Source organism: Shewanella denitrificans OS217, from assembly GCF_000013765.1.
GTDB lineage: Bacteria > Pseudomonadota > Gammaproteobacteria > Enterobacterales > Shewanellaceae > Shewanella > Shewanella denitrificans.
The window spans coordinates 2,909,284-2,932,686 of record NC_007954.1 but is presented as its reverse complement, the minus strand read 5'-3'; the positions used below and the strand labels follow the sequence as shown (position 1 = coordinate 2,932,686).

18 protein-coding genes and 1 other annotated feature are annotated in these 23,403 nt (G+C 44.7%); of the genes, 12 read left to right on the top strand and 6 right to left on the bottom strand.

Translation table 11 applies throughout. From position 1 onward, the window contains the following. The first annotated feature begins 195 nt into the window (after positions 1-195). The 4 genes from SDEN_RS12750 (at position 196) to SDEN_RS12735 (ending at position 5,238) form a co-directional block, all read left to right on the top strand. Positions 196-1,647, top strand: a complete 1,452-nt coding sequence (locus tag SDEN_RS12750; protein ID WP_011496890.1) for an SLC13 family permease — start codon at positions 196-198, stop codon at positions 1,645-1,647. A gap of 322 nt (positions 1,648-1,969) precedes the next feature. Further along, positions 1,970-2,311: a hypothetical protein gene (locus SDEN_RS12745; protein ID WP_041405806.1), complete on the top strand. Its 342-nt coding sequence runs from the start codon at positions 1,970-1,972 to the stop codon at positions 2,309-2,311. Positions 2,312-2,389: 78 nt separating this feature from the next. Next, the gene (locus tag SDEN_RS12740) at positions 2,390-3,436 is read left to right on the top strand and encodes an SEL1-like repeat protein (RefSeq protein ID WP_011496888.1); all 1,047 of its coding nucleotides are present in this window, start codon (positions 2,390-2,392) and stop codon (positions 3,434-3,436) included. A gap of 914 nt (positions 3,437-4,350) precedes the next feature. Next, positions 4,351-5,238 carry an IS982-like element ISSde7 family transposase gene (locus SDEN_RS12735; protein WP_011496887.1) on the top strand — a complete coding sequence of 296 codons (888 nt, stop codon included), beginning with the start codon at positions 4,351-4,353 and terminating at the stop codon, positions 5,236-5,238. 155 nt (positions 5,239-5,393) lie between these two features. On the opposite strand, the gene trpA is transcribed toward SDEN_RS12735, so the two are convergent. The 6 genes from trpA to SDEN_RS12705 form a co-directional block, all read right to left on the bottom strand. After that, positions 5,394-6,239 carry a tryptophan synthase subunit alpha gene (gene trpA / locus SDEN_RS12730; protein ID WP_011496886.1) on the bottom strand — a complete coding sequence of 282 codons (846 nt, stop codon included), beginning with the start codon at positions 6,237-6,239 and terminating at the stop codon, positions 5,394-5,396. Beyond that, positions 6,232-7,437 (bottom strand): tryptophan synthase subunit beta, encoded by a 1,206-nt coding sequence (gene trpB, locus SDEN_RS12725; RefSeq protein WP_011496885.1) that lies wholly within the window; start codon positions 7,435-7,437, stop codon positions 6,232-6,234. The genes trpA and trpB overlap by 8 nt, the downstream gene beginning before the upstream one ends. Positions 7,438-7,498: 61 nt before the next feature. Continuing rightward, a complete protein-coding gene (trpCF, locus tag SDEN_RS12720; RefSeq protein ID WP_011496884.1) occupies positions 7,499-9,034 on the bottom strand; it encodes a bifunctional indole-3-glycerol-phosphate synthase TrpC/phosphoribosylanthranilate isomerase TrpF in 1,536 nt (511 codons plus the stop codon). Positions 9,035-9,036: 2 nt separating this feature from the next. Next, complete coding sequence (gene trpD, locus SDEN_RS12715; protein WP_011496883.1) at positions 9,037-10,122, bottom strand: anthranilate phosphoribosyltransferase; 1,086 nt, start codon at positions 10,120-10,122, stop codon at positions 9,037-9,039. Then, complete coding sequence (locus SDEN_RS12710) at positions 10,116-10,838, bottom strand: aminodeoxychorismate/anthranilate synthase component II (protein WP_011496882.1); 723 nt, start codon at positions 10,836-10,838, stop codon at positions 10,116-10,118. Before SDEN_RS12710 ends, trpD begins: the two co-directional genes overlap by 7 nt. Next, complete coding sequence (locus SDEN_RS12705; RefSeq protein WP_011496881.1) at positions 10,835-12,475, bottom strand: anthranilate synthase component 1; 1,641 nt, start codon at positions 12,473-12,475, stop codon at positions 10,835-10,837. The genes SDEN_RS12710 and SDEN_RS12705 overlap by 4 nt, the downstream gene beginning before the upstream one ends. 79 nt (positions 12,476-12,554) lie before the next feature. Next, positions 12,555-12,658 (bottom strand) — a sequence feature (Trp leader region). Positions 12,659-12,956: 298 nt separating this feature from the next. Here SDEN_RS12705 and rnm point away from each other — a divergent pair. The 8 genes from rnm to SDEN_RS12665 all read left to right on the top strand — a co-directional run bounded on the left by rnm (position 12,957) and on the right by SDEN_RS12665 (position 23,287). Continuing rightward, positions 12,957-13,817 (top strand): RNase RNM, encoded by an 861-nt coding sequence (rnm, locus tag SDEN_RS12700; protein ID WP_011496880.1) that lies wholly within the window; start codon positions 12,957-12,959, stop codon positions 13,815-13,817. After that, positions 13,814-14,434 carry an L-threonylcarbamoyladenylate synthase gene (locus tag SDEN_RS12695; RefSeq protein WP_011496879.1) on the top strand — a complete coding sequence of 207 codons (621 nt, stop codon included), beginning with the start codon at positions 13,814-13,816 and terminating at the stop codon, positions 14,432-14,434. The genes rnm and SDEN_RS12695 overlap by 4 nt, the downstream gene beginning before the upstream one ends. 222 nt (positions 14,435-14,656) lie before the next feature. After that, positions 14,657-15,445 (top strand): segregation and condensation protein A, encoded by a 789-nt coding sequence (locus tag SDEN_RS12690; RefSeq protein WP_011496878.1) that lies wholly within the window; start codon positions 14,657-14,659, stop codon positions 15,443-15,445. A 15-nt stretch (positions 15,446-15,460) separates the two neighbouring features. Further along, positions 15,461-16,069, top strand: coding sequence for an SMC-Scp complex subunit ScpB (gene scpB / locus SDEN_RS12685; protein ID WP_041405805.1), 609 nt, complete (start codon positions 15,461-15,463; stop codon positions 16,067-16,069). A 146-nt stretch (positions 16,070-16,215) separates the two neighbouring features. Next, positions 16,216-18,111 carry a DUF6531 domain-containing protein gene (locus tag SDEN_RS12680; RefSeq protein ID WP_157599859.1) on the top strand — a complete coding sequence of 632 codons (1,896 nt, stop codon included), beginning with the start codon at positions 16,216-16,218 and terminating at the stop codon, positions 18,109-18,111. Positions 18,112-18,152: 41 nt separating this feature from the next. After that, positions 18,153-20,138 carry a DUF6531 domain-containing protein gene (locus tag SDEN_RS19885; RefSeq protein WP_011496875.1) on the top strand — a complete coding sequence of 662 codons (1,986 nt, stop codon included), beginning with the start codon at positions 18,153-18,155 and terminating at the stop codon, positions 20,136-20,138. A gap of 82 nt (positions 20,139-20,220) precedes the next feature. Further along, the gene (locus SDEN_RS12670; protein ID WP_083759655.1) at positions 20,221-23,007 is read left to right on the top strand and encodes an RHS repeat domain-containing protein; all 2,787 of its coding nucleotides are present in this window, start codon (positions 20,221-20,223) and stop codon (positions 23,005-23,007) included. After that, positions 22,994-23,287: a hypothetical protein gene (locus SDEN_RS12665; protein ID WP_041405803.1), complete on the top strand. Its 294-nt coding sequence runs from the start codon at positions 22,994-22,996 to the stop codon at positions 23,285-23,287. The genes SDEN_RS12670 and SDEN_RS12665 overlap by 14 nt, the downstream gene beginning before the upstream one ends. Positions 23,288-23,403: the final 116 nt, after the last annotated feature.

Below are 23,403 nucleotides of genomic sequence, written 5' to 3'. Positions count from 1 at the left end.
TTTGAAAGTAAAACTTGATTTAGAGGTGCAATAATCTCCCCAAGGAGGCACTCTTAGTGTGAAGCTCCATTTTATACAGGTAAACTTGACCCTTTCTATCAATGGTTGGCAGGTTTAATCTCTCACTTAGCCCTTAACACTTCAGATGACAGTAACATTGGTTTTGGTTTGCAATACAACTTTTAGGATAAAATCATGAGTAATATTCAGGCAAAAACGACACCGATCATAATGTTATTGATGGGGCCATTGTTAATGGCGATCACCTTAATTTTCCCTGTGCCATTTGAAGGAATGAATGAACTGGCGTGGTACACCTTAGGTTTGACGTTATGGATGGCAACTTGGTGGGTGTCAGAGGCTGTACCTGTTGAAGTCACCGCCTTTTTGCCTTTAGTTGTAGTGCCTTTGGTTGGGATTGCTTCGATTGAGGCTGTGACTGCACCCTATGCTAATCCATTAATTTTCCTATTTTTAGGTGGCTTCTTAATTTCCATCGCGATGGAGCGTTGGAATTTACACAAGCGTATCGCATTGACGGCAATGACATTAGTGAGTTCGAAACAGAGTCATCAAATTGGCGGTATGATGGCAGTGACTGCTTTTTTATCAATGTGGATGTCCAATACTGCCACTACCGTGATGATGTTACCCATAGGGTTATCTGTGATTGAAATGGTCAAAAGCCATAGTGGGCAAGCAAATCAAGCATTTTCTAAAGCCATGTTATTGTCGATTGCTTTTTCTGCATCCATTGGTGGCTTAGCGACATTAATTGGAACGCCGCCAAACGCCTTGATGGCAGCTTATTTATCTGAGACCTATCAGATAAAAATTGGTTTTGCGCAGTGGATGATAATCGGTGTGCCATTATCCCTGGTGATGCTGGTACTTTGTTGGTTGATTTTGACTAAATTCTCTTTCAATTTAACCAATGACAGTGAAGTAGATACTCGCTCGATGTTTAAGCAAAAGCTTACGGAACTTGGGGGGATGAGTAAAGGAGAAAAGTATGTGTTAGCCTGTTTCGCACTCGCAGCAATGGGGTGGATATTTAGGCCCTTGATAACCAAAGCGACAGGTTTAGCCATTAGTGATACAGGTATTGCCATGTTTGTGGGCTTATTGCTGTTTATTGTGCCCATTGATCGTAACAGTGACACACGTATTTTAGTGTGGAGTGATACTAAAAAACTTCCTTGGGGCGTATTAATGCTTTTCGGTGGTGGATTATCACTAGCTGCCTTAATTAATCAATCAGGATTAGCGGCATATATTGGTAATCTATTAGCAGGTGCGGATAATTTCTCGATTTTAGTGGCTGTTTTATTGGTGACTATTACTATCATTTTCTTAACCGAAGTTACCAGCAATACCGCTACAGCGGCGAGTTTCTTACCATTATTAGGCCCTATCGCTGTAACGTTAACCGATGATCCTTTGACGTTAGTCATCCCTGCGGCATTAGCGGCAAGTTGCGCATTTATGATGCCAGTGGCAACACCACCGAATGCGATTATTTTTGGCTCCGGCCAGTTACGAATTGTTGATATGGCCAAAGCTGGTTTTTGGCTTAACATTGCCGCGGTTGTGTTGATTGTAGCCATGATGATGACCTTCATCCCCAGTGTGTTAGCAAGCGAGTAAAGGTGTTTACATCTATAAGGATAGGACAAGGTATCGATGGGCTCGCTGTTAGCATTTAGCGGTGGGCTAACGCACAGGCACAAAAAAATGATGAAATGACACCTATCCTTATGAGGATTATTTGCCACATCTGGACGGGGAGACTTTTGTATTCATTGGACTCATATAGCACTGATTAGAAAGTAAAACTCGATTTAGAGGTGCAATAATCTCCCCAAGGAGACGCAATTTAGCCTTAAGCCCTATTTGATAAAGTTAAACTTGACTCTTTTTGGCATGGATGGCAGGTTTAATCGATTTAATCATTTAAAAGGGTGTGAGTATGGAACCGTTGAGTGTGGCTAAGCCTAAAGAAGATGGAATGATATGCAGGCTGGTTACCGGAAAAATAGGGTTAGTTGATACATTTTGGGGCGCCTATATGTTAGGTGGGATGCTATTTAATATCACTATTGCTGCGGTGAATGATACCGACGTACTTTTCATTCTTAACATGCTTTATGCCGTTTATATTTTGATTGTGTGCATCGCGGTGTGGAAGGCTGCAAGTCTTTTTCAAGGAAAGATTTACTGGGCTATTCTCGCTAAAATAGTCGCAGCTCTTTCAATAGTTCATGGTTTAATCCTCTTGATAGCTTTGCCGATAGCAATGATGGGGCATTAAAGTTTAGTTCGTTTGAATGTTACTAGTTTTTAATTGGTTAATTATAGACTTTTTAAAAGATTAGATTACGGAAAAGCAATGAAAAAATTTATCTGTTTTATTTTGATGTGTATTGCATCATTTAACTGTTATTCCAGTGTTGAACATGCAGAGTTAGCAATGAATAATGGTGATTATGTGACTGCATTTGAAATCATTGAGTCTTTAGCTGGTGAAAAAAATCATGAACCCATTAATTATTTAGCTAATTTCTATGATGAAGGTCTGGTTGTTGATATGGACCAGCAAAAAGCCGTTATGTTATATAAACAGGCTGCAGAGCTTGGCAATATAAAGGCGCAGTTTAACTTGGGACTTTCTTATTATGGAGGTCAAGGAATTGACATTAATTATGAGTTAGCGTTCGAATGGCTGCTTAAGACGGCAAAGCAAGGATTTGAACCTGCTTATGATGTTGTTGGGTCAATGTATTCAAAAGGACAGGGTGTTGAAAAAAATATAAACGAAACTGTTAAATGGTATCGACTTGCGGCGGAAGGTGGTTCAGGTGCTGTGAGTTACGTCCTCGCATCAATGTACTATTACGGTACTGATATACCTAAAGACTTGGCGCAAGCAGTAAAGTATTTTTCTAATGCCGCGAACTTAAATTATGCTGATGCCCAGTACACCATGGCTTTGTTGTATGCCAGAGGTGAAGGTGTTGATGTAGATACTCAAAAGTCCATGGAATTATTGTTAGCCGCTGCCGAACAAGAACTTGTTGATGCACAATTTTTCCTAGGTGAGATATTTCGTACTGGAGAGTGGGGGGACAAGGACCCTAAAGCTTCATGTCGTTGGCATCAATTGGCTGCAGATCAAGGTAATTTCAATGCACAATTTAGAGTTGGACTTTGCTTCTATACTGGAAAGGGTAAGCCGCTAAATTATGAGGAAGCTGTTAAGTACTTTCAGCTTGCGGCTGAGCAAGGGCAAAATAATGCGCAGTATCTCTTAGGTTTAATGTATACAACAGGTATGGCTGGCTTATCGATAGATTATGTTGAAGCTAGGAAATGGCTTATTTTATCCGCAGAGCAGGGAAATGTTAAAGCTAAAGAAAAATTAGAAAATATGCGATAAACCCTTAACTGATAAATTTAATCAGCTGGCTCAGAGTATGAATAAGCAAGAATGAATATTGAATGAATATTGAACACCCAACACTAATCGCGTAATTTAGTTCCTTCTATTAAACTTAGAAAAATTACGGATAATTTAACGGTGGCACCCATTGTTAAATTTAGAAAGTAGCATTTAAGTCAACTGATAACACCAATGCTAAAAAGGTGAGTCATGAGTGTTTGCGAGACGACCGTCCATCCCAAGGACGGGATGTTCGAGCCCTCATGGATGGCTCTTGATCTCACAAGAAGTCGGCGTGTCGTAGAGACTCTTTATGTAAGACATGGGGCATGGCAAGCCTGTATGCAGAATTTTCAGTGCCTGACTTTGTGAACCCACATGGATGACTCTGGTTTTAATCCAAAGTGCGGCGTGTCGGTGAGATTCTTTATGTAAGAATTGGGCCATGGTAAGCCTTGAACGGTGAAATTAAATTAAACTCCTTGAAGTTAATATTTATAAATATTTTAAATCAACGGTTTGATTTCATGTTGGTTGCGTGGAAGATACAAGGTTAATACCAATTACGATTTAAGCCTTCCCAACGTCATGGTGGCTTTGGGCATCAAAATCACAGTCTGAAATTTGATATTCAATGATCGACTCATCATTGCATTTGCTCGTCGACACGCGTGGATATGTCCCTATAGCTCTCTTCGACGTCCTGTCTCAGAAGGTCGTCTCGCTAATTGCCATTATGAGCCTATTAAATTGAGTGTCACTAATGAGTTTTTAAAAGCTACTCCTCAACTAGATCACACTTCAATGCTAATTGGTATAATTAACCTCAACTCGGGATAAAAAACTGAACTAATCGCCCTCTTTGTGATCAGATCTTTCGACCAAGAAGGAACAAATCACGCAGAGGGCTTATGGATAATTTAGTGGATGTATTTTGTGATGTCGATGATTTTTGTGCTGTATTCATGCCGCAATGGAAAAAACAATGCGTAACAGATGGCACGCGTAAGCGCCAACGTTCAAGCAGAATGGACATGAGTGAAATAATGACGATTATCATACTCTTCCATACATCTCATCATCGTGACTTCAAAAATTACTACACTGGATATCTTGCTCGTTTTTTCAAATCTGATTTCCCCCACTTACTCAGCTATACCCGTTTTCTTGAGCTTATGCCGACAGCTGTCGTGCCACTATGCAGCTATTTCTCCAGCATCAGAAGTCTACCTACGGGGATTGAATTCGTCGATTCGACCAGTGTAAAGGTTTGCCACAATTTGCGAATTCCACGACATAAAACGTTATCTGGCCTTGCTCGCCGCGGAAAAGGGACCATGGGGTGGTTCTACGGGTTCAAGCTTCACCTCATCGTTAACCATAAGGGGGGGATTGTTGCCGCCAAAATTACTCCAGCCAATACCCATGACACTAAGCCTGTTTCAGGCATGGTGGTGAATGCTATGGACAAGCTGTATGCGGATAAAGGCTATATCAGTAAAGCGTTGGCAAGCGAGCTACTTGAGCAAGGCGTAACACTAGTAAACAATGTTCGCAAGAACATGAAAAAGAAGGTTTTATCACTGTGGGATAGGGCAATGCTTTCACGAAGATTTATTATAGAAACGATCAATGATCAGCTTAAGAATATCTCACAAATCGAGCATTCGAGGCATAGAAGTGTGCATGGTTTTATGCTGAATATGATTGGCGGTTTAATTGCCTATCAACTCAAAGAGAGTAAGCCACAACTTAATATCACAGATGTCGATTTCAATGCGATTTCTGTTATGGCTTAAACCGATCTCAGGTTAATTAGCAACTCCTAATTGCCTAAAAACAAAAAAGCCCCGAGTGATGATTCACTCGGGGCTTTGTTTTATGTATGGGAACTATGTGTCTCTTACGCCTATATCAAACTGCTTGAAAGCCTTCGATTTCTTCCTACTGCTCGCTACTTATAAGTTGCGGCTTTCATGGCTTTGATGAAGTCGCTTAAAGTAGATAGCAGCTTGGCTTCATCATCCTTATGGGCTTCGATAATTTTAACCACGGCGGAGCCTGAGATAGCACCTGCGGCGCCGGCTTTGATAGCGGCGGCCACTTGGGCAGGTTCGGCGATACCAAACCCAAGCAGGGGCGGGGGGGCGTGAAATTCGCTCAGCTTTGCCAAGATGGCTTCTATGGGCTCGCCCGCTTTTGATTCTGTGCCTGTGACGCCTGCGCGGGACAGTAAATAGGTGTAGCCTTCGCCTTTACTACTGACAGCGCGTAAGGTGTCGTCATCGGCGTTTGGCGGGGCGATAAAAATCGGGGCTATGCCATGCTTTTTGGCAGACTCAATAAAGGGCGCAGCCTCTTCCACGGGCACATCGGCGATAAGCACTGAATCGACCCCAGCTTCGCTTGCCTTGGCGTAGAAATTATCTATGCCGTTACCAAACACTAAGTTAGCGTATAAGAGCAACCCTATGGGTAAATCTGGGTGGGCGGCGCGAGTTTGGCGGATAAGCTCAAAGCAATCTTTGGTCTTCATGCCGGCCTCTAACGCCCTTAAGTTGGCACCTTGGATCACGGGGCCATCTGCGAGAGGATCTGAGAAGGGAAAGCCGAGCTCTAGGGCATCGGCGCCACTTTCTATCAAGGTATTAATGATTTTTTGTGACAATTCAAAGCTTGGGTCGCCCAAGGTCACAAACGGCACTAGCGCGCCTTGATTTTTGGCATTCAGGGCTGCAAAAGCTTGCTGATATCTGTTGCTCATTTCGTGAGTCATTGCGTTAGTTATTGTGTTAGTCATTGCCGCTCTCCTGTTCTTTGGCCGCTAAAATGTCAGACACAGTGAAGATGTCCTTGTCACCGCGCCCCGATAAATTAACCACGAGAATGGTTTCCTTGGTGGCAGTTTTGGCAAGTTTTACCGCATACGCTAACGCGTGGGCCGACTCCAACGCTGGGATGATGCCTTCACAGCGGGCAAGCTGCTGGAACATGGCTAAGGCTTCATCGTCTGTGGCTGACTCATAGCGGGCGCGGCCGATGGCGTTAAGGTGCGCATGTTGTGGCCCCACTGACGGGAAATCAAGACCTGCTGAGACAGAGTATGACTCTTCAATCTGGCCGTCTCTGTCTTGCATTAAGGGGGCCTTCATGCCGAAGAATATCCCGGTTTTACCATGCTTTAACGGCGCGCCGTGCATTGGGGTGTCTATACCTTTACCAGCGGGTTCCACGCCGATAAGCTCAACACTCGGCTCATCAATGAAATCCGCGAACATGCCGATGGCGTTTGAGCCGCCGCCCACACAGGCGATGACCGCATCGGGCAAACGGCCTTCTTTTTCTAATATTTGCTGCTTGGTTTCTTCACCTATCATGCGCTGAAATTCACGTACTATGGTAGGGAAAGGGTGCGGACCTGCGGCCGTGCCTAATAAATAATGGGCCTTATCATAACTTGCTGACCAGTCGCGCATGGCCTCATTACAGGCATCTTTTAAGGTGGCAGAGCCTGAGGTCACAGGAATAACTTCAGCGCCCATCAGCTTCATGCGAAACACGTTGGGGGATTGACGCTCAACATCTTTTGCGCCCATGTACACTTTACATTTAAGCCCCAACAGCGCGCAGGCAAGGGCGGTGGCAACGCCGTGCTGCCCCGCGCCAGTTTCTGCAATAATCTCTTTCTTACCCATACGCTTAGCGAGCAATGCCTGACCTAACACTTGGTTAGTCTTATGGGCGCCGCCGTGGAGTAAGTCTTCACGCTTTAGGTAAATTTTCACTAGCGGATTAGGGCTTAAGTTACGGGTTAAAGTTAGCGCCGTTGGGCGACCTGCGTAGTTTTTCAGTAAATCGGTAAATTCTGCCTGAAATGCTGGGTCTTGCTGGGCGTCCACAAAAGCGCTTTCCAATTGTTTAAGGGCGGGCACCAGAATTTGCGGTACGTACATGCCGCCATATTCACCAAAATAAGGGTCAAGCTTAAGCTCTGTCATGGGTATTCCTTGTATCAATATTCAAAATTCAATGCGTTAGGTGCCATTGAGACATCTTCGATTAATTTTTTCTGGGTTCACTTTGCTTAAGTACAGCAAAGGCCTTAGCTATCTTGCTGGCGTCTTTGATGCCTGGGCTTAGCTCAAGCCCAGAGTTAAAATCTAAGCCATAAAACCCTTGTTGTTTGGCATGGGCTGTGTTGTCTGCATTAAGTCCACCTGCCAGCATGGCGCGGGATTTTTCATCGGCAGTGAGCGACAATTGCTGCCAATCAAAGGTTTGCCCCGTTCCTCCAAACTGAGCACCGCCAAATTGAGAGTCTCCAAATTGAGCACCGTCAAATTGAGCGCCGCCCATGTTAGTGGCAGGTGCTGTTTTACTGTCGAACAAATAACGGCTGGCGCCAACAGGTCTTGGCCCTAGCTCGCCGCTTTGGCTGTCCACTGCGACGGCTTTCCAGATCTCGCATTCAATATTTTTGGCCTTTAATGTCTGGGCCAATTGAGCGATATCTGAAGCGGTTTCTGCGCCATGCAATTGCAGGGCGAAAAGCTTTAACTCCTTTGCAGCCTCGACCATCTCATTATGGCTTGCGTTAACAAACACCCCGACCATTTTCAGGCTGATGTTTTGCACTTTCATCTGCTTAATCAATTCTTTGGCGTTGGCTAATTCTACATAGCGCTTTGAGCTTGGATGAAAAATTAACCCGCCAAAAACGGCGCCACTTTGGGCTGCAGCGGTTATATCCTCAATGCGAGTGAGGCCGCAAACTTTGTTATTGCCAAAAATAAGCTGGCGACAGGCCAAATCTATGTCTTCTTGAGCCATTATTGAGCTGCCAACCAAGTAGCCATCCACCAAAGGATTTAAACGCTGCACTTGGTCGTGAGTATAAATGCCCGACTCGCTGATGACGACTCTGTCAGCAGGGATTTGAGGCGCAAGGAGCTCTGTAGTGGCCAAATCTGTAGATAAATCCCTAAGATTGCGATTGTTAATCCCGATAATGGTGGCATTAAGGTTAATGGCGCGGGTCATTTCCGCTTGATTACTGACCTCTGTCAAGACATCGAGTTGATACTTTTGCGCCTCAAGAGCCAGGATTTTATATTGCTCATCATCGAGCACCGACAGCATTAATAGCACCGCATCGGCGCCTTGGTGGGCGGCAAGTTTGATTTGGTAGGGGTCAACAAAAAAGTCTTTACATAATATAGGCTGACTGACGCGCGCGCGTACTTTAGGGATGTAATCCATGTCCCCTTGGAAAAATGCCTCGTCGGTTAACACAGAAATCCCCGCCGCATACTTGCCATAAATATCGGCAATGGCTACTACATCAAAGTCTGGGCGAATTAAGCCCTTGGAAGGGCTGGCCTTTTTACATTCAAAAATATACTGGGCATTGGGCTGCTTTAGGGCATCGAATAAGCTTCTATCAGATATTTTTGGCTGCAAGCTGTGTTCAGGGAAACGCTGCTTTAAGGCGGCTATGTGAGCCGCTTTGGTGTCAACTATTCGAGTCAGTACGTTGGACGCTTTGGTGCTTGAGTCAGTATTGATACGGTTTTTTTGTTCAGCATGAGTATTCATCGTTATCCCTGCGCCTCTGTTTGGCTGGCTTCGGCAAGTTGGGTTAATACATCAAAGGCTTTACCGGTTTTAAGTGTGGCTAACGCAAGCTTAGTCCCCGCCTGAACGGAATCACTGATGCCGCTAATATACAGGGCGCAGCCTGCATTTATCGCCACAGCATCACGCTGAGCGGCTTCTCCTTTACCTTGTAAAATAGCCTTTGTGATCAGCGCATTGTCACTGGGCTCGCCGCCTGTGAGTAAATTTAAGTCGGCGCGCTCAACCCCTAATTCTTCTGGGGTTAAATGATAGAAGCGAATGTCGCCATTATTTAGCTCGGCTACTTGGGTATCACCGTGGAGCGCCACCTCATCTAGGCCGCTGCCATAAACCACCATGGCGCGCTTGACCCCAAGGGCGTTAAGCACATTAACGATAGGGGCAAGTAGCTTAGGCGAGTAGACCCCAAGTAACATAAATTCAGGCTTTGCAGGGTTAATGAGTGGCCCTAGGATATTAAAAATCGTGCGGGTTTTTAGTGCTTGGCGCACAGGCACGGCATGGCGTACCCCTTCGTGGTAATGGGGGGCGAACAAAAAGCTTAACCCCAGGGTATCTAAGCAGGCGCTGGCGGCTTTTGGACTCATGGTGAGACCTATGCCGCAGTGGGTCAATAAATCGGATGAGCCAGATTTGCTCGACACCCCTCTATTGCCATGTTTGGCCACTTTTGCCCCAGCAGCTGCCGCAACAAAGGCTGCCGTGGTTGAGATATTTATGGTGTTAAAGCCATCGCCACCCGTGCCGACAATATCCAGCACGCCTGTGCTAATTGAGTCGGCGCTTCTTGGAAAAGGCTTGGCGGCAGAACGTAGGGCATCGGCGGCGCCGGTGATTTCGGCTGTGGTTTCGCCGCGCATCTTAAGGGCCACTAACATGCCTGCCATAGCGACAGGATCCATGTCCCCGGCCACTATGCTGGCAAATAAGGTTTCACTTTGGCTGCGGGTGAGGGCATGGCCTTGATACAAGGTATCCAGAAGTGCTTGACTCGCTTGACTCGCTTGATTGCTGTCAGCTTGAGTCGCGCTTACTTGAGTTAACATGGCTGGCCTCCTTGTGAGCTTTGAGCACTGGTTACTTTAGTTTGAGCCAGTGGCTCATTTGCTTGGGTTAAATAGTCCAGGGTTTGGGTCAGCAATTGGCTGCCCAGAGTCGTGAGTATGGATTCTGGATGAAACTGAAACCCCACCGCTTTGTGCTCAGGGTGCAAGATAGCCATGGGCATTTCGTCGGTTGTGGCGATAACCTGTAAGCAATCGGGCACGTTTGTTGCCACTAGGCTGTGATAGCGCGCCACAGGCAGCGGTGTGGGCAAGTTAGCAAAGATACCTTGGCCGCTATGAAAGGTGGGGCTGGCTTTGCCGTGCACCACAAAAGGGGCGCGCTCTACCTTGCCGCCATAATATTCCACCATGGCTTGATGGCCCAAACAAATGCCCAGCATAGGCACTTTGCCTGCCACCAGACGAATTAGGCTCATCATGCAGCCGGCATCAACGGGTGCACCTGGGCCTGGTGATAATACTAAGGCGGCATTGCCTGCTTCATTTAACAATTTATCGGCGAGGTATTGAGGATTAACATCGTTGCGATATATCACCACTTCAAAGCCTAGGCTTCTAAATTGGTCAACCAAGTTGTAGGTGAACGAATCAAAGTTATCCAACAGGTACAACTTGGTGGCTTGTTTTTGCGTGGTCGCTGATGTTGAAAATGAGCTCGCCGCTGTTAATGTACTCGCTGCTATTAATGTACTCATAGTGCACCTCCCAATTTAATCGCCGAGATAACGGCTTGGGCTTTTTGACGGGTTTCATCGGCTTCGGCTTGAGGGTCTGAATCAAATACCACCCCTGCGCCTGCTTGAATGTGGGCCACGCCATCTTTAACAAAGGCCGATCGAATAACGATGCAGGTATCCATGTCCCCTAGGGCATTTAAGTAACCTACTGCGCCGCCATAACTGCCGCGGCGGGCTTTTTCAGCCTCACGCACCAATTGTGAGGCACGCACTTTTGGTGCGCCCACTAAGGTGCCCATATTCATGCAGGCTTGATAGGCGTGCAAGGCGTCAAGATCTGTCCTTAATTGACCCGTGACTCGGCTCACTAAGTGCATCACGTGGGAATAACGGTCAACCTTAAGCAATTCTGGCACTTTTCGGCTGCCGCTTTGGCTGATGCGGGCGATATCATTGCGGGCTAAATCCACTAACATCAAATGCTCCGACAGCTCTTTTTTATCGAGGCGCAGCTCAAGTTCGATGCGGCTGTCCAAGTCAAAATCGATTTCACCTAAGGCATTTTTACCGCGCTTACGGGTACCCGCTATGGGGTAAACTTCTACTTGGTTGTTACTGGCCTGATATTTAAGGGCAGACTCAGGAGATGCGCCAAATAAGGTGAAATCCGGGCCTCTGAAATAAAACATATAGGGGCTAGGGTTGGTGAGCCTTAATGCACGATACGCGCCCAAGGTATTGGGGCAAGGCAAGCTAAAGCTTCTTGATGGCACCACTTGAAAAATATCGCCGGCCACTATGTGCTCTTTTAAATCCACGACAGTTTTTTTGAATTGTTCATCACTGATATTAACCCGCTCCTGTGCATCTAACGGCTTAAGTGCTGGGGTCATTAGTGGCTGTTGACAGGCTTGGGTCAGCATTGCTGCGCGTTCACTGAGTACCCGCATATAGCTTGAGTTATCAATAGCTTTATCATTATTTTCATCACGACTAGCATCATTATCTGCATCAATGAGATTGGGATTAAAAAGATGGGTGATAAGCTCAGATTGCTCAGTTTGGTGATCCGCAAGGATTAAGGTTTCAGCGAGGTAAAAAAGGTAATCTGGGCAATCGTTACTGGCATTAGGCACTGGGGGCAGTGGCTCTACGGTATCGATTAGATCGTAAGCTAACACCCCGCCTAAAAATAAGTCTTCAAATTCGGGCGCCTTGTCTGTCTTGATGGCATTAACCAATAAGCGCAGTCCATCCAGCGGTGAGGTGGCCTTAAGGCGCGCATCCTCGTCTTGCAGCTCAGCGCTCTTACAAAGCTGTACCACTAAGTGTTGTTCATCTTGTGTTGGCTTGGCATGGCTAAAAAATGCCGCAATGGGTGCAAGCAGGCTAGCACCATTAGGGGTCAGTGCGCTAAAGGTAATTTGGTATGCATCGCAGCGGATCATCATCGCCGCGTGGGTCATGATGATGCTTTTAAGGTTCTGCTTACTGGTGACTTCGGCCGATTCGAGTAACAAGGTATGGGGCAAGTCTTGAGTGATGCTGTGATACAAACTTAAGGGGTCGGCATGGTAAGTCAGGCGCCGTTTTTGAGTGCTGACCTTGGCTATGCTAGCCGTCGATGCCCTCTGGGTTGAAGTTGGTGCTGTCATCGTCTGTTGTTCCCCGTTATCTAGATTTATCATCGCAACTGCCTTTATTTTGCCTATTGAGCCAGCCTTGGGGCAGAAAACAAAAAAGCCCGCAAGGTGCGGGCTTTTTGGATAATTCTTGTGTCAATTAAGCACAACGCATCACACCGCCCGTTAAGTTGGGAAGTGCCACCACCAAGAAATGTGTTGAAATGCGTTTGAGTGTGTCATCGAAAATACTCTAATCAATAAGGCTTAATTGTTTGTCTAACGTTAGTTATCTATCGTAATTTTTCTATTAATTCTTCATAGCGTGAATGTCTCAGCTAGGCCTATAGGAAACCTTAGCTGGGGGGGAAAGTCAATTGAATATTACTCATTTTGGCCCTTTAAGGGCTATTTTTATCTTAAAGACTGAAAAGAGGCCGCTACTTAGGTTGTAAAACTGAAAAAATTACAGGTTAGATATGCTTTTTTGCTCAGTAACGAGTAGAATAAGCCTATGATAACAGAGACTCTCTTGGCCGATCTTCACAGCCACACCACAGCTTCCGATGGCCAGCTCAGCCCCACTGACTTGGTCGCACGCGCCCTAGATAAAGGGGTGCAGATGTTTGCCATTACCGATCACGATACCTTGGCAGGCTTAGATGAAGCGCACCAATTTAATAACAGTCAGGCACAGCCACTTAAACTTATTGACGGGGTAGAGATTTCTACTCGTTGGAACAGTTTTGATATCCATATTGTGGGACTCAATGTGGACAGGGGGAATTCAGTGTTGGCGGATTTTTTAGCCCATCAACGTGAGCTGCGTGAAATCCGCGCCATGGAAATCGGCGAGCGCCTTGCCAAAGCCGGTATTGAAGGCGCCTACGAAGGGGCCAAAGCCTTAGCGGGGGATGCGGCTCTGAGCCGTGGTCACTATGCTCGCTGGATGGCCGAAAACGGCCATGCAGTCGATATGCCCAGTGTATTTAAGCGCTATTTAGCCCGTGGCAAAACAGGTTATGTGCCTAATAATTGGGGTGATATGGCAAGCGCCATCGAGATTATCCATCAAGCGGGTGGGCTTGCTGTGCTGGCTCATCCTAGCGGCTACAAGTTATCGGCAAAGTGGCTTAAGCGCTTAGTGCGCGAATACAAGGAAGCGGGTGGCGATGCCATGGAAGTGGTCCTCGGGCAACAAACCTTAGATGACCGTAATAATCTCATTGCTTTAAGCCATCAAAATCAATTACTCGGCTCTATCGGCAGTGATTTTCACTTCCCTAGCAATTGGATAGAGCTTGGCAAAAATTTATTCCAGCCCCAAGGCGTTGACTGGGTCTGGCAATCACAATCTTGGGTAAACAGAGTATGAGTCAATTTTTTTATATTCATGATGAAAATCCACAGGCAAGGCTTATCAGCCAAGCCGTTGCTATTCTCAAAAAAGGGGGCGTTATCGTCTATCCTACAGATTCAGGCTACGCCTTGGGCTGTATGATAGGGGAAAAAGATGCCATGACCCGCATGGTGCGTATTCGTAAAATTGAGAACGATCATAATTTCTCCTTGATGTGCCGTGATTTATCCGAGCTTGCCAACTTCGCCAAGGTGGATAATCAGGCTTATCGACTGCTCAAAAGCAGCACCCCAGGTCCTTATACCTTTATTTTCAAGGCCACCAAGGAAGTGCCAAAGCGCTTACAGTGTGAAAAGAAGAAGACCATAGGTATTCGGGTGCCGGACAACTTGATTGCCCAAGCGCTCCTCACCGCTTTAGATGCGCCTATGATGTCGACCAGCTTAGTGATGCCTGATGAGTTGTTTGCTGAGTCTGATCCTGAGCACATTCGCGATATTCTTGAGCACCAAGTGGATGCCATTGTTCATGGCGGTTATTTGCCTGAGAAACAAACCACAGTGATAGACATGTCTGAAGACACCATAGACGTGCTTCGCCATGGTGCCGGCGACACTAGCGCATTTGAATAGTCAGCTTGACAGCCTCGGGATAAGTTGTTTAATCACTGCCCAATAGCGTATACTCGCGCGCTTGAGCGTTTTCAGTGGCTGTTTGCGGTTAATTTGAATGGCATTGGCAGGTTAACTTTGACCTCAAGTTGGATGAGTTTTTCTCGAGCGTTGCTTTTCTTGAGAGTGACTTTCACTTGGGAACCGACTTGTTCTTGAAAGAGGCAATACAGGATTGAACCTATGCTAGGCACGCAACAAAGTTTGCCATTAGTGCTAGTGCGTGGCCAAGTGTTAGACACTATGCCAACGGACTTGTTCATTCCGCCGGAGGCTCTTGAAGTCTTTTTAGAGACGTTCGAAGGGCCGCTGGATCTGTTGTTATACCTAATTCGTAAGCAAAAGCTTGAAGTGGTCGACTTAGCCATAGCGCAAATAACCAGCCAATATTTAGCGTATATTGAAGTGCTTACCGAGGCCCGTATCGAGCTTGCCGCCGATTACTTAGTGATGGCGGCGACCTTAGCTGAAATTAAATCTCGTTTGCTATTACCGCAAATGGTGAATAGTGAGGATGAAGAATACGATCCAAGATTGATGCTGCTGCGCCAATTAAAGGCCTATGAAGTCATCAAGCAGGCCGCAGTGGACATCGATGCCTTGCCTCGGCTTGAGCGAGATTTGTTTCAAGCCAGTGCAGCACCCGCGCCCGGGATTATTCCGATGTTAGTGCCGCCAGATGTGAGTTTATTAGACATTGCCAGTGCGTTTGCCCAGGTATTAAAGCGGGTGGATGCCTTTGAAGAGCATCATGTTAAGCGAGAATTACTCTCCACCCGAGAGCGCATGAGCCAGATTTTAGCTTTGCTGCAAGGCCAATTATTCGTGCCCTTCGAGCAATTATTTGATGTGAGTGAAGGCCGTGCTGGTGTGGTGGTCAGCTTTTTGGCCTTAATGGAGTTGGCAAAAGAGTGGCTGGTGGAAATTGTCCAGACCGAGCCCTTGGCGACTATTTATGTTAAAGCCAGTTAGTGGATGACGACATCGATGCAAATAAACACCACACAGTTGAAGCAATTGATAGAGGCAAGCCTGTTTGTATTGGCAAAGCCTATGACAATCAAAGCATTGAAAGAGACTGTCTTGGCGGATTTTGATGTGTCTCGTAAACGTATTCAAGAGGTGATTGATGAGCTGCAACAAGATTATCAAGAACGCGGAGTACAGCTAGTAAAAGTGGCCAGTGGTTATCGGTTTCAAACCCAAGAATTACTTAGCCCTTATTTACAGCCATTATGGCAAGAAAAGGCGCCTAAGTATTCACGGGCAACCCTGGAAACCTTAGCCGTCATCGCCTATCGTCAACCTGTGACGCGAGGCGATATAGAGCAGATCCGCGGTGTGGCTGTGAGTAGCCACATTATAAAGAATTTGGCTGATAGACATTGGATTAAAAGCGTGGGCCATAAAGATGTGCCAGGGCGACCCGCCCTTTACGCCACCACCAATGATTTTTTAGCTTATTTTGGCTTAACTAAACTTGCGGATCTTCCGCAGTTATCCGATGTTGAGTCACTACAGGCCATGTTTGAGAAAGCCCAAACCCACGACAGTGAGCAAGGTGATGATCAAACACAGGCTTTACGGTTTCAATAGCTTTCGTTATCTTTCGTTTTGTGTACATAACTGTCTACACAAAATGGCATCTGATCCAACCGTGGCCGATAAAATAACAAACCCTCGAGACTCAAATGAAAAGTAGCCAACATAGTCATTAAACCAATATAAGAATAGATAATCTTATGAAATTTTATAAAATACTACTGATCAGTTTGGCGAGCTTGCTGTGTTCTACAGTATTAGCTAATGATAAATATTGTTCATTCTCTGGCAAATACTACTGCGCACTTAGGGTAAGCGATCCCGCAACTAACACAGAGTACTGTGTGAAAGGAAGTGGAGATAATTCATTAGTTCAAGATGGCCCCAAGGTAATCATTCCTGGGATCAATACTTTTTTAGGGAATTATGTTGCACCAGGTTCTGGTTTTGTACCTGGAGATTGGTTACCTATTCATTCAAGTCTACCCTGGAAAGATCAACTCCAAGGGGTAAGTATGCGTCACACATTTTCTCGAAAATGGACTAACCCAGCTTACCATCCACCAAGTCTTCCACAAACTGCTTCATATGTGTACGAGTATGATTGCTTACCATGCATTGCGCCTTATTCTTTTGACCCTCAAGTTAAAAACTGCACTAAGTATTGCCCACCGTCAAAGCCATTACTAAACCTTGAAACAGGCCAATGTGAAGGAGAAGGGCCTAAACAGTGTGAGATGACAGCGGGGAATCCAGTTGTCATCTCAACAGGAGAGAAAGTACAGCAAGAATTGCCTGATTTTGTAGGTAATAAACAGTTCCCATTAAACTTTAATAGGAACTATCGCAGCTATAGAGCCCCTGAAGCTAATCCACAATTCAGTATCCAATTTAATCCACTTCCAGCCACATCATTTAGCAATTGGAAACGTTATCTGCAGCCAGTGGGATACACAGGGGTGGCGAGTAAATATAGTCACCTTATTGCGAAACCTTGGCGTGAATATACTGAAGAGGATGGCAGTGTGCGATATCAACCACCTGTAAGTGGCCATAGACAGTGGCGACACAGTTATGATTATCGCATGTATATCACAGGCAATAGGGCCATTTTACATCGCCCTACGGGAACCGACCTTCAATTTACTAAATCAGGGGCAGACTACCTGTCCTCACAGGCAACTGGTAAACGTATTTTGCAAGTGATTAAAGACAATGTACAAACGGGCTGGCTTTATGAGTTTAGCGGTGGGCTAAAAGAGCTATATGATTTGAACGGAAAATTGATTCAACTTCAGAAAACAGAATCGCTTTATCAGACACTTGCATATAACCAAATTGGTCAACTTGTATCGGTAGCTCACAGCTTTGGGGGCAGTATAGTACTTAGCTATAATCAGGATGGCCAGCTAACTAGATTATCATCAGAACTGGATGGGGCTCACGTTAACTATAGCTATGATCCCGTTGGTAATCTTATCAAGGTTGAACGGCAGCTAGAGAGCGTGCCAGGTACTTTTATTACGACAGAAACTCGACAATATCATTTTGAAGACAGCCGTTATCCGTATGCGTTAACGGGTATCACCAATGAACAGGGCAATCGTTATGTTAACTGGGAATATGACAACATGGGCCGAGTTATCGAAAATGTAAAAGGCGATAATCAGCAACTTGTTAGTTTTAATTATAATGGCGAACTCAGTACAACGGTGACAAACCCTTTAGGGAAAAGGACCACCTATAACTTTAGTAACAGCACTGGGGATAAACGTTTTACTTTCATCGAAGGTGAAGCATCGAATAACTGCATGGCTGCAAATAAAAGTTATAGCTATTACACGACTGGAACTTCGAAGGGACTAGTTCACAAGCAAACGAATTGGAAAGGTGTAACAACTTTATTTGCTTATAATCCCAGAGGTTTGGAGATTACACGTTATGACTCCTTTGGCACTCCTGAGCAGAAGTTAACCACCACTGAGTGGCATGCAACTCATCCATGGCCGATAAAAATAACAGCAGGCAATGAAGTGAAAGAATACCGATACGATGAGAGCGGGAATGTCGTTTTACAAAGAAGACAAAATAAATGAAACAGCACTCCAAGTGTCGTCTTGTACCTAAAGGATCTAAAGTGAAATTAATCAATACGTTTTTTTTTATATTTGCAGTGTGTTTTTCAAATAACACCTTGGCAATAAATGATCGTCCCATGGGGTACCCAGAAGGTGCGCACTGGGTTCTGCCTGGCTCGCATTCGACCACGAAGATTATGTGCAAAGGTGAAACCATTGCATGGCAAACACCGTTGAAAGACTATTATGGTGACAAGTCGACCTGCATAGAATTGTTATATGCGAACTTTTATTACAAAGCGCCTGATACTTACGGGCACCCCAACAGTCCTGCTACTTTACATAGTTGCGCTTATATTCATTCACAATATGAAATGGATTATATAGACTGCTCATTTTCTTACTATGGTTGGGTACAAAATTCTATATGGACTGGTGACGGCCAATATCAAGATAAAGGGGGGCGATGGATAAGATTAGCCCGTGGTGGAAATCTCAGAAACGTATCAACAAGGAAGTGTGCACCTGATGAGCATCCTGACTATCAAGAAGAATTTGATTTTGACGGTGATGGTCTTGTTGATCGCTGTTATAATCCCGCAGATAAAAAAGTCTGCACCTTCCCCTACCTTTTTGATATGAAAAGCAGCGAATGTACTGCATACTGTCCGCCCTCCAGCCCCAAGTTAAATCCTTTAACGGGACAATGTGAAAGCGAAGGTCCCAAGCAGTGTGAGATGAAAGCTGGCAATCCTGTAGTTATAGCCACTGGTGAAAAGGTTCAAGTTGAAGAACCGGATTATAAAAATAACAAAGCTTTTCCAATAGTTTTTACCCGTAACTATCGTAGCCTACGTTCTCCCGATGCCAAGCCGAATATTTCAGCACTGTACAACAAAGCCATTCAGCTAGATTTCAATTCATGGACAAAATATATTCAACCGCAAAATTATCAAGGGATCGATAGTCAATATAGTGATTTAACTAGCACAACATGGACTCACAATATTACAGGTTATATTCCACCAAATTCTGGGCACAAACAGTGGCGTCATAGTTATCAGAAAAGAATTTACTGGGCTGGAAATCAAGCAACTTTAATGCAGCCTACAGGAGCAGACTTACAGTTTGTAAAAATGGGGGAACATTACGTTTCCACACAAAGTACTGGCCTTGCCTTAACCCCAGTTAAGAGAGATGGAATACAAACTGGCTGGCAAATTAGATTTCAAAATAAGCCGAATGAAATTTATGATTTGAACGGAAGATTGGTCAAAATCCAGCAGTCTGCAACCTTGTATCAAACGCTAAGTTACGATGGTTCTAACAACTTGAGTCATATTATTCACAGTCTTGGGGGAGGTATTAGCTTGACCTATAATAGTGTCGGGCAATTAACCCAACTCGCGGCGTTTCCTGATGATGTTAAAATTAATTATCTTTATGATAATAAAGGAAATTTACTGTTTACAACGGCCGCGCCCCGACAATATCACTATGAAGATAAGCGTTACCCATATGCGTTAACGGGGATCACCAATGAGCGGGGTAAACGCTATGTCACTTGGAAGTATGACAACAGCGGTCGTGTGGTTGAAAATGTCAAAGCCGATAATCAACAGCGTTTTGTTTTTAGCTATAACGGTGAACTCAGTACAACGGTAACCAATCCATTAGGAAAAAAGACCACTTATCATTTCAGTACTGACACCGGTGATAAACGCTACACCCGCATAGTCGGTGAGGCATCCAACAACTGTGTCGCAACAAATCAAACCTACAGCTACTACGCCACCACAGATAAACAGGGACTAGTCCATCAACAAACCGACTGGAACGGGAATATCACCGAGTTTGACTACAACAGTCGCGGTTTAGTGACCAAAGAAATCAGAGGTGTTGGCACGGATGAGGCTGTAATTATCACCACAGAATGGCATCCGTTCCAACCATGGCCCATAAAAATAACAGCAGGCAATGAAGTGACTGAATACCGATACGATGAGAGCGGTAATGTCGTTTCGCAAACACATAGCGCTAAATAGCTGTGGTCGTTGAACAGAACTGCAGTAATAAATGTATTAAATTGACAACAAAATTGAACACTTCAAGTAGTGACAAGGATGAATGATGAAAGCAAATAAAAGCTTAATAAGTTGCGTGATATTAAGTCTATTGTCCAGCATGGTGTTAGCACAAACGGTCCAATATACTTATAATGATTTGGGATTAGTGCAAACTATTGATGGCCCTAGAATTGATGTCAGTGACGTAACACGGTTTGATTATAATTCCAATGGCCAGCTCAGTCGTATCACCAATGCTTTAGGCCATAAAGTGGAGTACCAAAACTACGATGCTTTTGGCTACCCACAAAAGATCATCAATGCTAACGGCGGTCAAGTTACACTGACCTATGATCGCCTCGGCAATATACTGACTAATACTGTGCATACTCGCTTAGGTGCTAATAAAACGACTTACACATATATAGTGGGTACTTCGTTAGTGCAATCCATTAAAAACTCAGCAAATTTTACTCTTACCTATAGCTATAATAACGCAAACCAATTAACTTCAATTAATGGAAGTAATAGAGAACGCATAGAATTTGAGCTCGATGCCGCTGGCAATATCCTTTCTAGCAAAATAAAAAATACTGCAACAAACACGTTAATGTATGAACATACTAGGCAATATGATGAGCTGAGTCGAATAATCAAAGATGTGGGTGCTGCAAACCAAACAACTCAAATCGCCTATGATGCAGAAGGAAACCCGCTGAGTTTAACCGATGCTAAGCTCAATCCAACCGAGCAAACTTTTGATGCCCTCAATCGGGTAAAGCAGCTGAAAGATGCCAAGTTAGGCCAAACCCAATATTCCTATAACGGTAAAGATCAAATTACCAGTGTCACTGATGCCCGCGGTAACACCACAAGCTATGAGTACGATGGACTTGGGCAGCTGCTTAAAACCACTAGCCCAGATACTGGCATCACTCAGTTTGTTTACGATGAAGCAGGAAATCTGACTCAAAAGACTGACAACAAAGGCAATATCGTCACTTATACCTTCGATGCCCTTAACCGTTTATTGTCAGCTGAGTTTGCCGCTGCGCCAGAGTTAAATGTGAACTATAGCTATGATTCGACAGACGATGACAATCATGGACTCGGGTTATTGACGCTAATGACAGACAGCAGCGGCACGACGGCGTATCGCTATAATCAGCAAGGCCAAGTCATCAGCGAAACCCGCAACATCCTGGGCGCAGATTACATCACAAGCTACCAATATGATGTCAACAGCGCCTTAAAACAGATGATCTACCCTAGTGGCAGAAGCTTAAGCTATCAATATGATAACCAGCAAAGGCTAATTGCGATTACTACCCAATCCGCAATTAGCTCTCAGGCGCAGCCCTTAATCAATAATCTCAGTTACAAGCCTTTTGGGCCAATCGCTTCACTTCGTTATGGTAATAACCTAACGAACACTTACAACTATGATCTTGATTATCAGCTTATTGATATCAATAGTGGCATCCAACAATTGAGTTATGCTTATGATGCCAACGGCAATATTGAAACCATCAACAATACCCTGTTTAGTCGCCAGAGCCAGCAATTTAATTACGATGAGCTTAACAGGCTAACTCAAGCTAGTGGCGATTATGGTAGCTTGAACTATGCCTATGATGCTGTACATAACCGCACGGCAAAGCATGCCCTGCAAGTCGGCCAAGCACCTGCCGAGGTTAGCATAGACAGTTACACTTATGCCGCCGACAGTAATCAGCTTCAACAAGTCAGCAAGTCGGCCCCCGGCATCACAACGCAGCGTGACTTTAGTTATGATGCCAATGGGCAAATAATCACAGATATAGATGATACGCGAGCATTAACACTGAATTACAACGCTCAAAATCGACTCGACACACTGACTAATAACGCCTTACCTGTGGCGCAATACAGCTATAACGCCTTAGGGCAGCGAGTACAGAAAAATGTCAACGGCAAAGTCACTCACTTTCATTACGACCTCAATGGGCAGCTTATTGCAGAAACCCTCGCCGACGGTACTTTACTGCGTGAGTACTTCTTTGCTGGCAGACAACAGATAGCGACAGCGATAACAAACGACAACCAAGGTTCCACCACAACCTATGTCTACTATGTCCACACCGACCACTTAGGCACGCCAACGGCGCTGACAGACTCGACAGGCACCGTACAGTGGCAAGCTCACTACACGCCATTTGGGCAAACCATAGTGGACATAGACAAGATCAAGCAAGCGATACGTTTTCCGGGTCAATATTATGATGAAGAATCTGGGTTACATTACAACTACTTTAGGGATTACGATCCCGAATTGGGTAGATACATTCAGTCAGACCCGATTGGTTTAGCGGGTGGGATTAATACCTATGGGTATGCATACCAGAATCCTGTCATGAATACTGATCCAACAGGGTTGTGGGTTCCACAAGCAATTGGTGCACTAGTAAATATGGGCTATGAAGGGTATACCCAATACCAATCTGGTAATTTTAATATGGGAAGGCTCTTTGTTGCAGGGGCTACAGGGGCATTAGGTGGTTTTGGTTCCAGTGCTATCAAAGCTATCGGGTTTGGTTCATTAGCTGGTGCTACTAATTCTGCATATCAAGAAATTGATAGTGTTAACATGGGATGTAAAGATGATATTGACTCTTCAAAAATACTTCGTAGCGCATATTTAGGTGGAATAGGTGGAGGTATTGGATACGGCATAGGACATGTAGGTAAAAACATTTATAAAGCACCGAATACTGCTATTTTTGATCCAGCCATTAAAGTGAGTGTAAATTATGGAACTTATGGAAGTGCCGCTGGTGCTGCATTAGGAGGTATAATTGGAAATCAATAACATTGTAGATTTGACTATTTATTTTACTTTCACGCTACTTGTGTTGGTTGCAGGTTTACCAATGGGGTTAATAAATACCATTGGTGGCATTAATTTACTTAGGAAGTATGGTTTCAAAGATGTTCCAAAGAATATGCTGGGAAGAGCTTATGGTAAGAAACCTATAGAAATCTTATTTGTAGGTGTTTTTATTTTAACAGGATCATTTTGGTACTTGTTTATTGATAATGGGGGCAACTTGTTTAACTTTTGGTCAGAATTAATGAAACTAATAAATTAACATAGACAGGATCTTTAGCGGTAACTCTATTTTTAGGTAGAAAAAAGACCTTATTTGTGATCTGATAATTGTCGCCAAGCACACTACCATGACCAATAAATGAGCCTGTAAATAAT

What these genes read in the sequence shown, in the direction of transcription:
- SDEN_RS12750 (WP_011496890.1), top strand. Translation starts at nt 196, where the DNA reads ATGAGTAATATTCAGGCAAAAACGACACCGATCATAATGTTATTGATG.
- SDEN_RS12745 (WP_041405806.1), top strand. Translation starts at nt 1,970, where the DNA reads ATGGAACCGTTGAGTGTGGCTAAGCCTAAAGAAGATGGAATGATATGC.
- SDEN_RS12740 (WP_011496888.1), top strand. Translation starts at nt 2,390, where the DNA reads ATGAAAAAATTTATCTGTTTTATTTTGATGTGTATTGCATCATTTAAC.
- SDEN_RS12735 (WP_011496887.1), top strand. Translation starts at nt 4,351, where the DNA reads ATGGATAATTTAGTGGATGTATTTTGTGATGTCGATGATTTTTGTGCT.
- trpA (WP_011496886.1), bottom strand. Translation starts at nt 6,239, where the DNA reads ATGACTAACACAATAACTAACGCAATGACTCACGAAATGAGCAACAGA.
- trpB (WP_011496885.1), bottom strand. Translation starts at nt 7,437, where the DNA reads ATGACAGAGCTTAAGCTTGACCCTTATTTTGGTGAATATGGCGGCATG.
- trpCF (WP_011496884.1), bottom strand. Translation starts at nt 9,034, where the DNA reads ATGAATACTCATGCTGAACAAAAAAACCGTATCAATACTGACTCAAGC.
- trpD (WP_011496883.1), bottom strand. Translation starts at nt 10,122, where the DNA reads ATGTTAACTCAAGTAAGCGCGACTCAAGCTGACAGCAATCAAGCGAGT.
- SDEN_RS12710 (WP_011496882.1), bottom strand. Translation starts at nt 10,838, where the DNA reads ATGAGTACATTAATAGCAGCGAGTACATTAACAGCGGCGAGCTCATTT.
- SDEN_RS12705 (WP_011496881.1), bottom strand. Translation starts at nt 12,475, where the DNA reads ATGACAGCACCAACTTCAACCCAGAGGGCATCGACGGCTAGCATAGCC.
- rnm (WP_011496880.1), top strand. Translation starts at nt 12,957, where the DNA reads ATGATAACAGAGACTCTCTTGGCCGATCTTCACAGCCACACCACAGCT.
- SDEN_RS12695 (WP_011496879.1), top strand. Translation starts at nt 13,814, where the DNA reads ATGAGTCAATTTTTTTATATTCATGATGAAAATCCACAGGCAAGGCTT.
- SDEN_RS12690 (WP_011496878.1), top strand. Translation starts at nt 14,657, where the DNA reads ATGCTAGGCACGCAACAAAGTTTGCCATTAGTGCTAGTGCGTGGCCAA.
- scpB (WP_041405805.1), top strand. Translation starts at nt 15,461, where the DNA reads ATGCAAATAAACACCACACAGTTGAAGCAATTGATAGAGGCAAGCCTG.
- SDEN_RS12680 (WP_157599859.1), top strand. Translation starts at nt 16,216, where the DNA reads ATGAAATTTTATAAAATACTACTGATCAGTTTGGCGAGCTTGCTGTGT.
- SDEN_RS12670 (WP_083759655.1), top strand. Translation starts at nt 20,221, where the DNA reads ATGATGAAAGCAAATAAAAGCTTAATAAGTTGCGTGATATTAAGTCTA.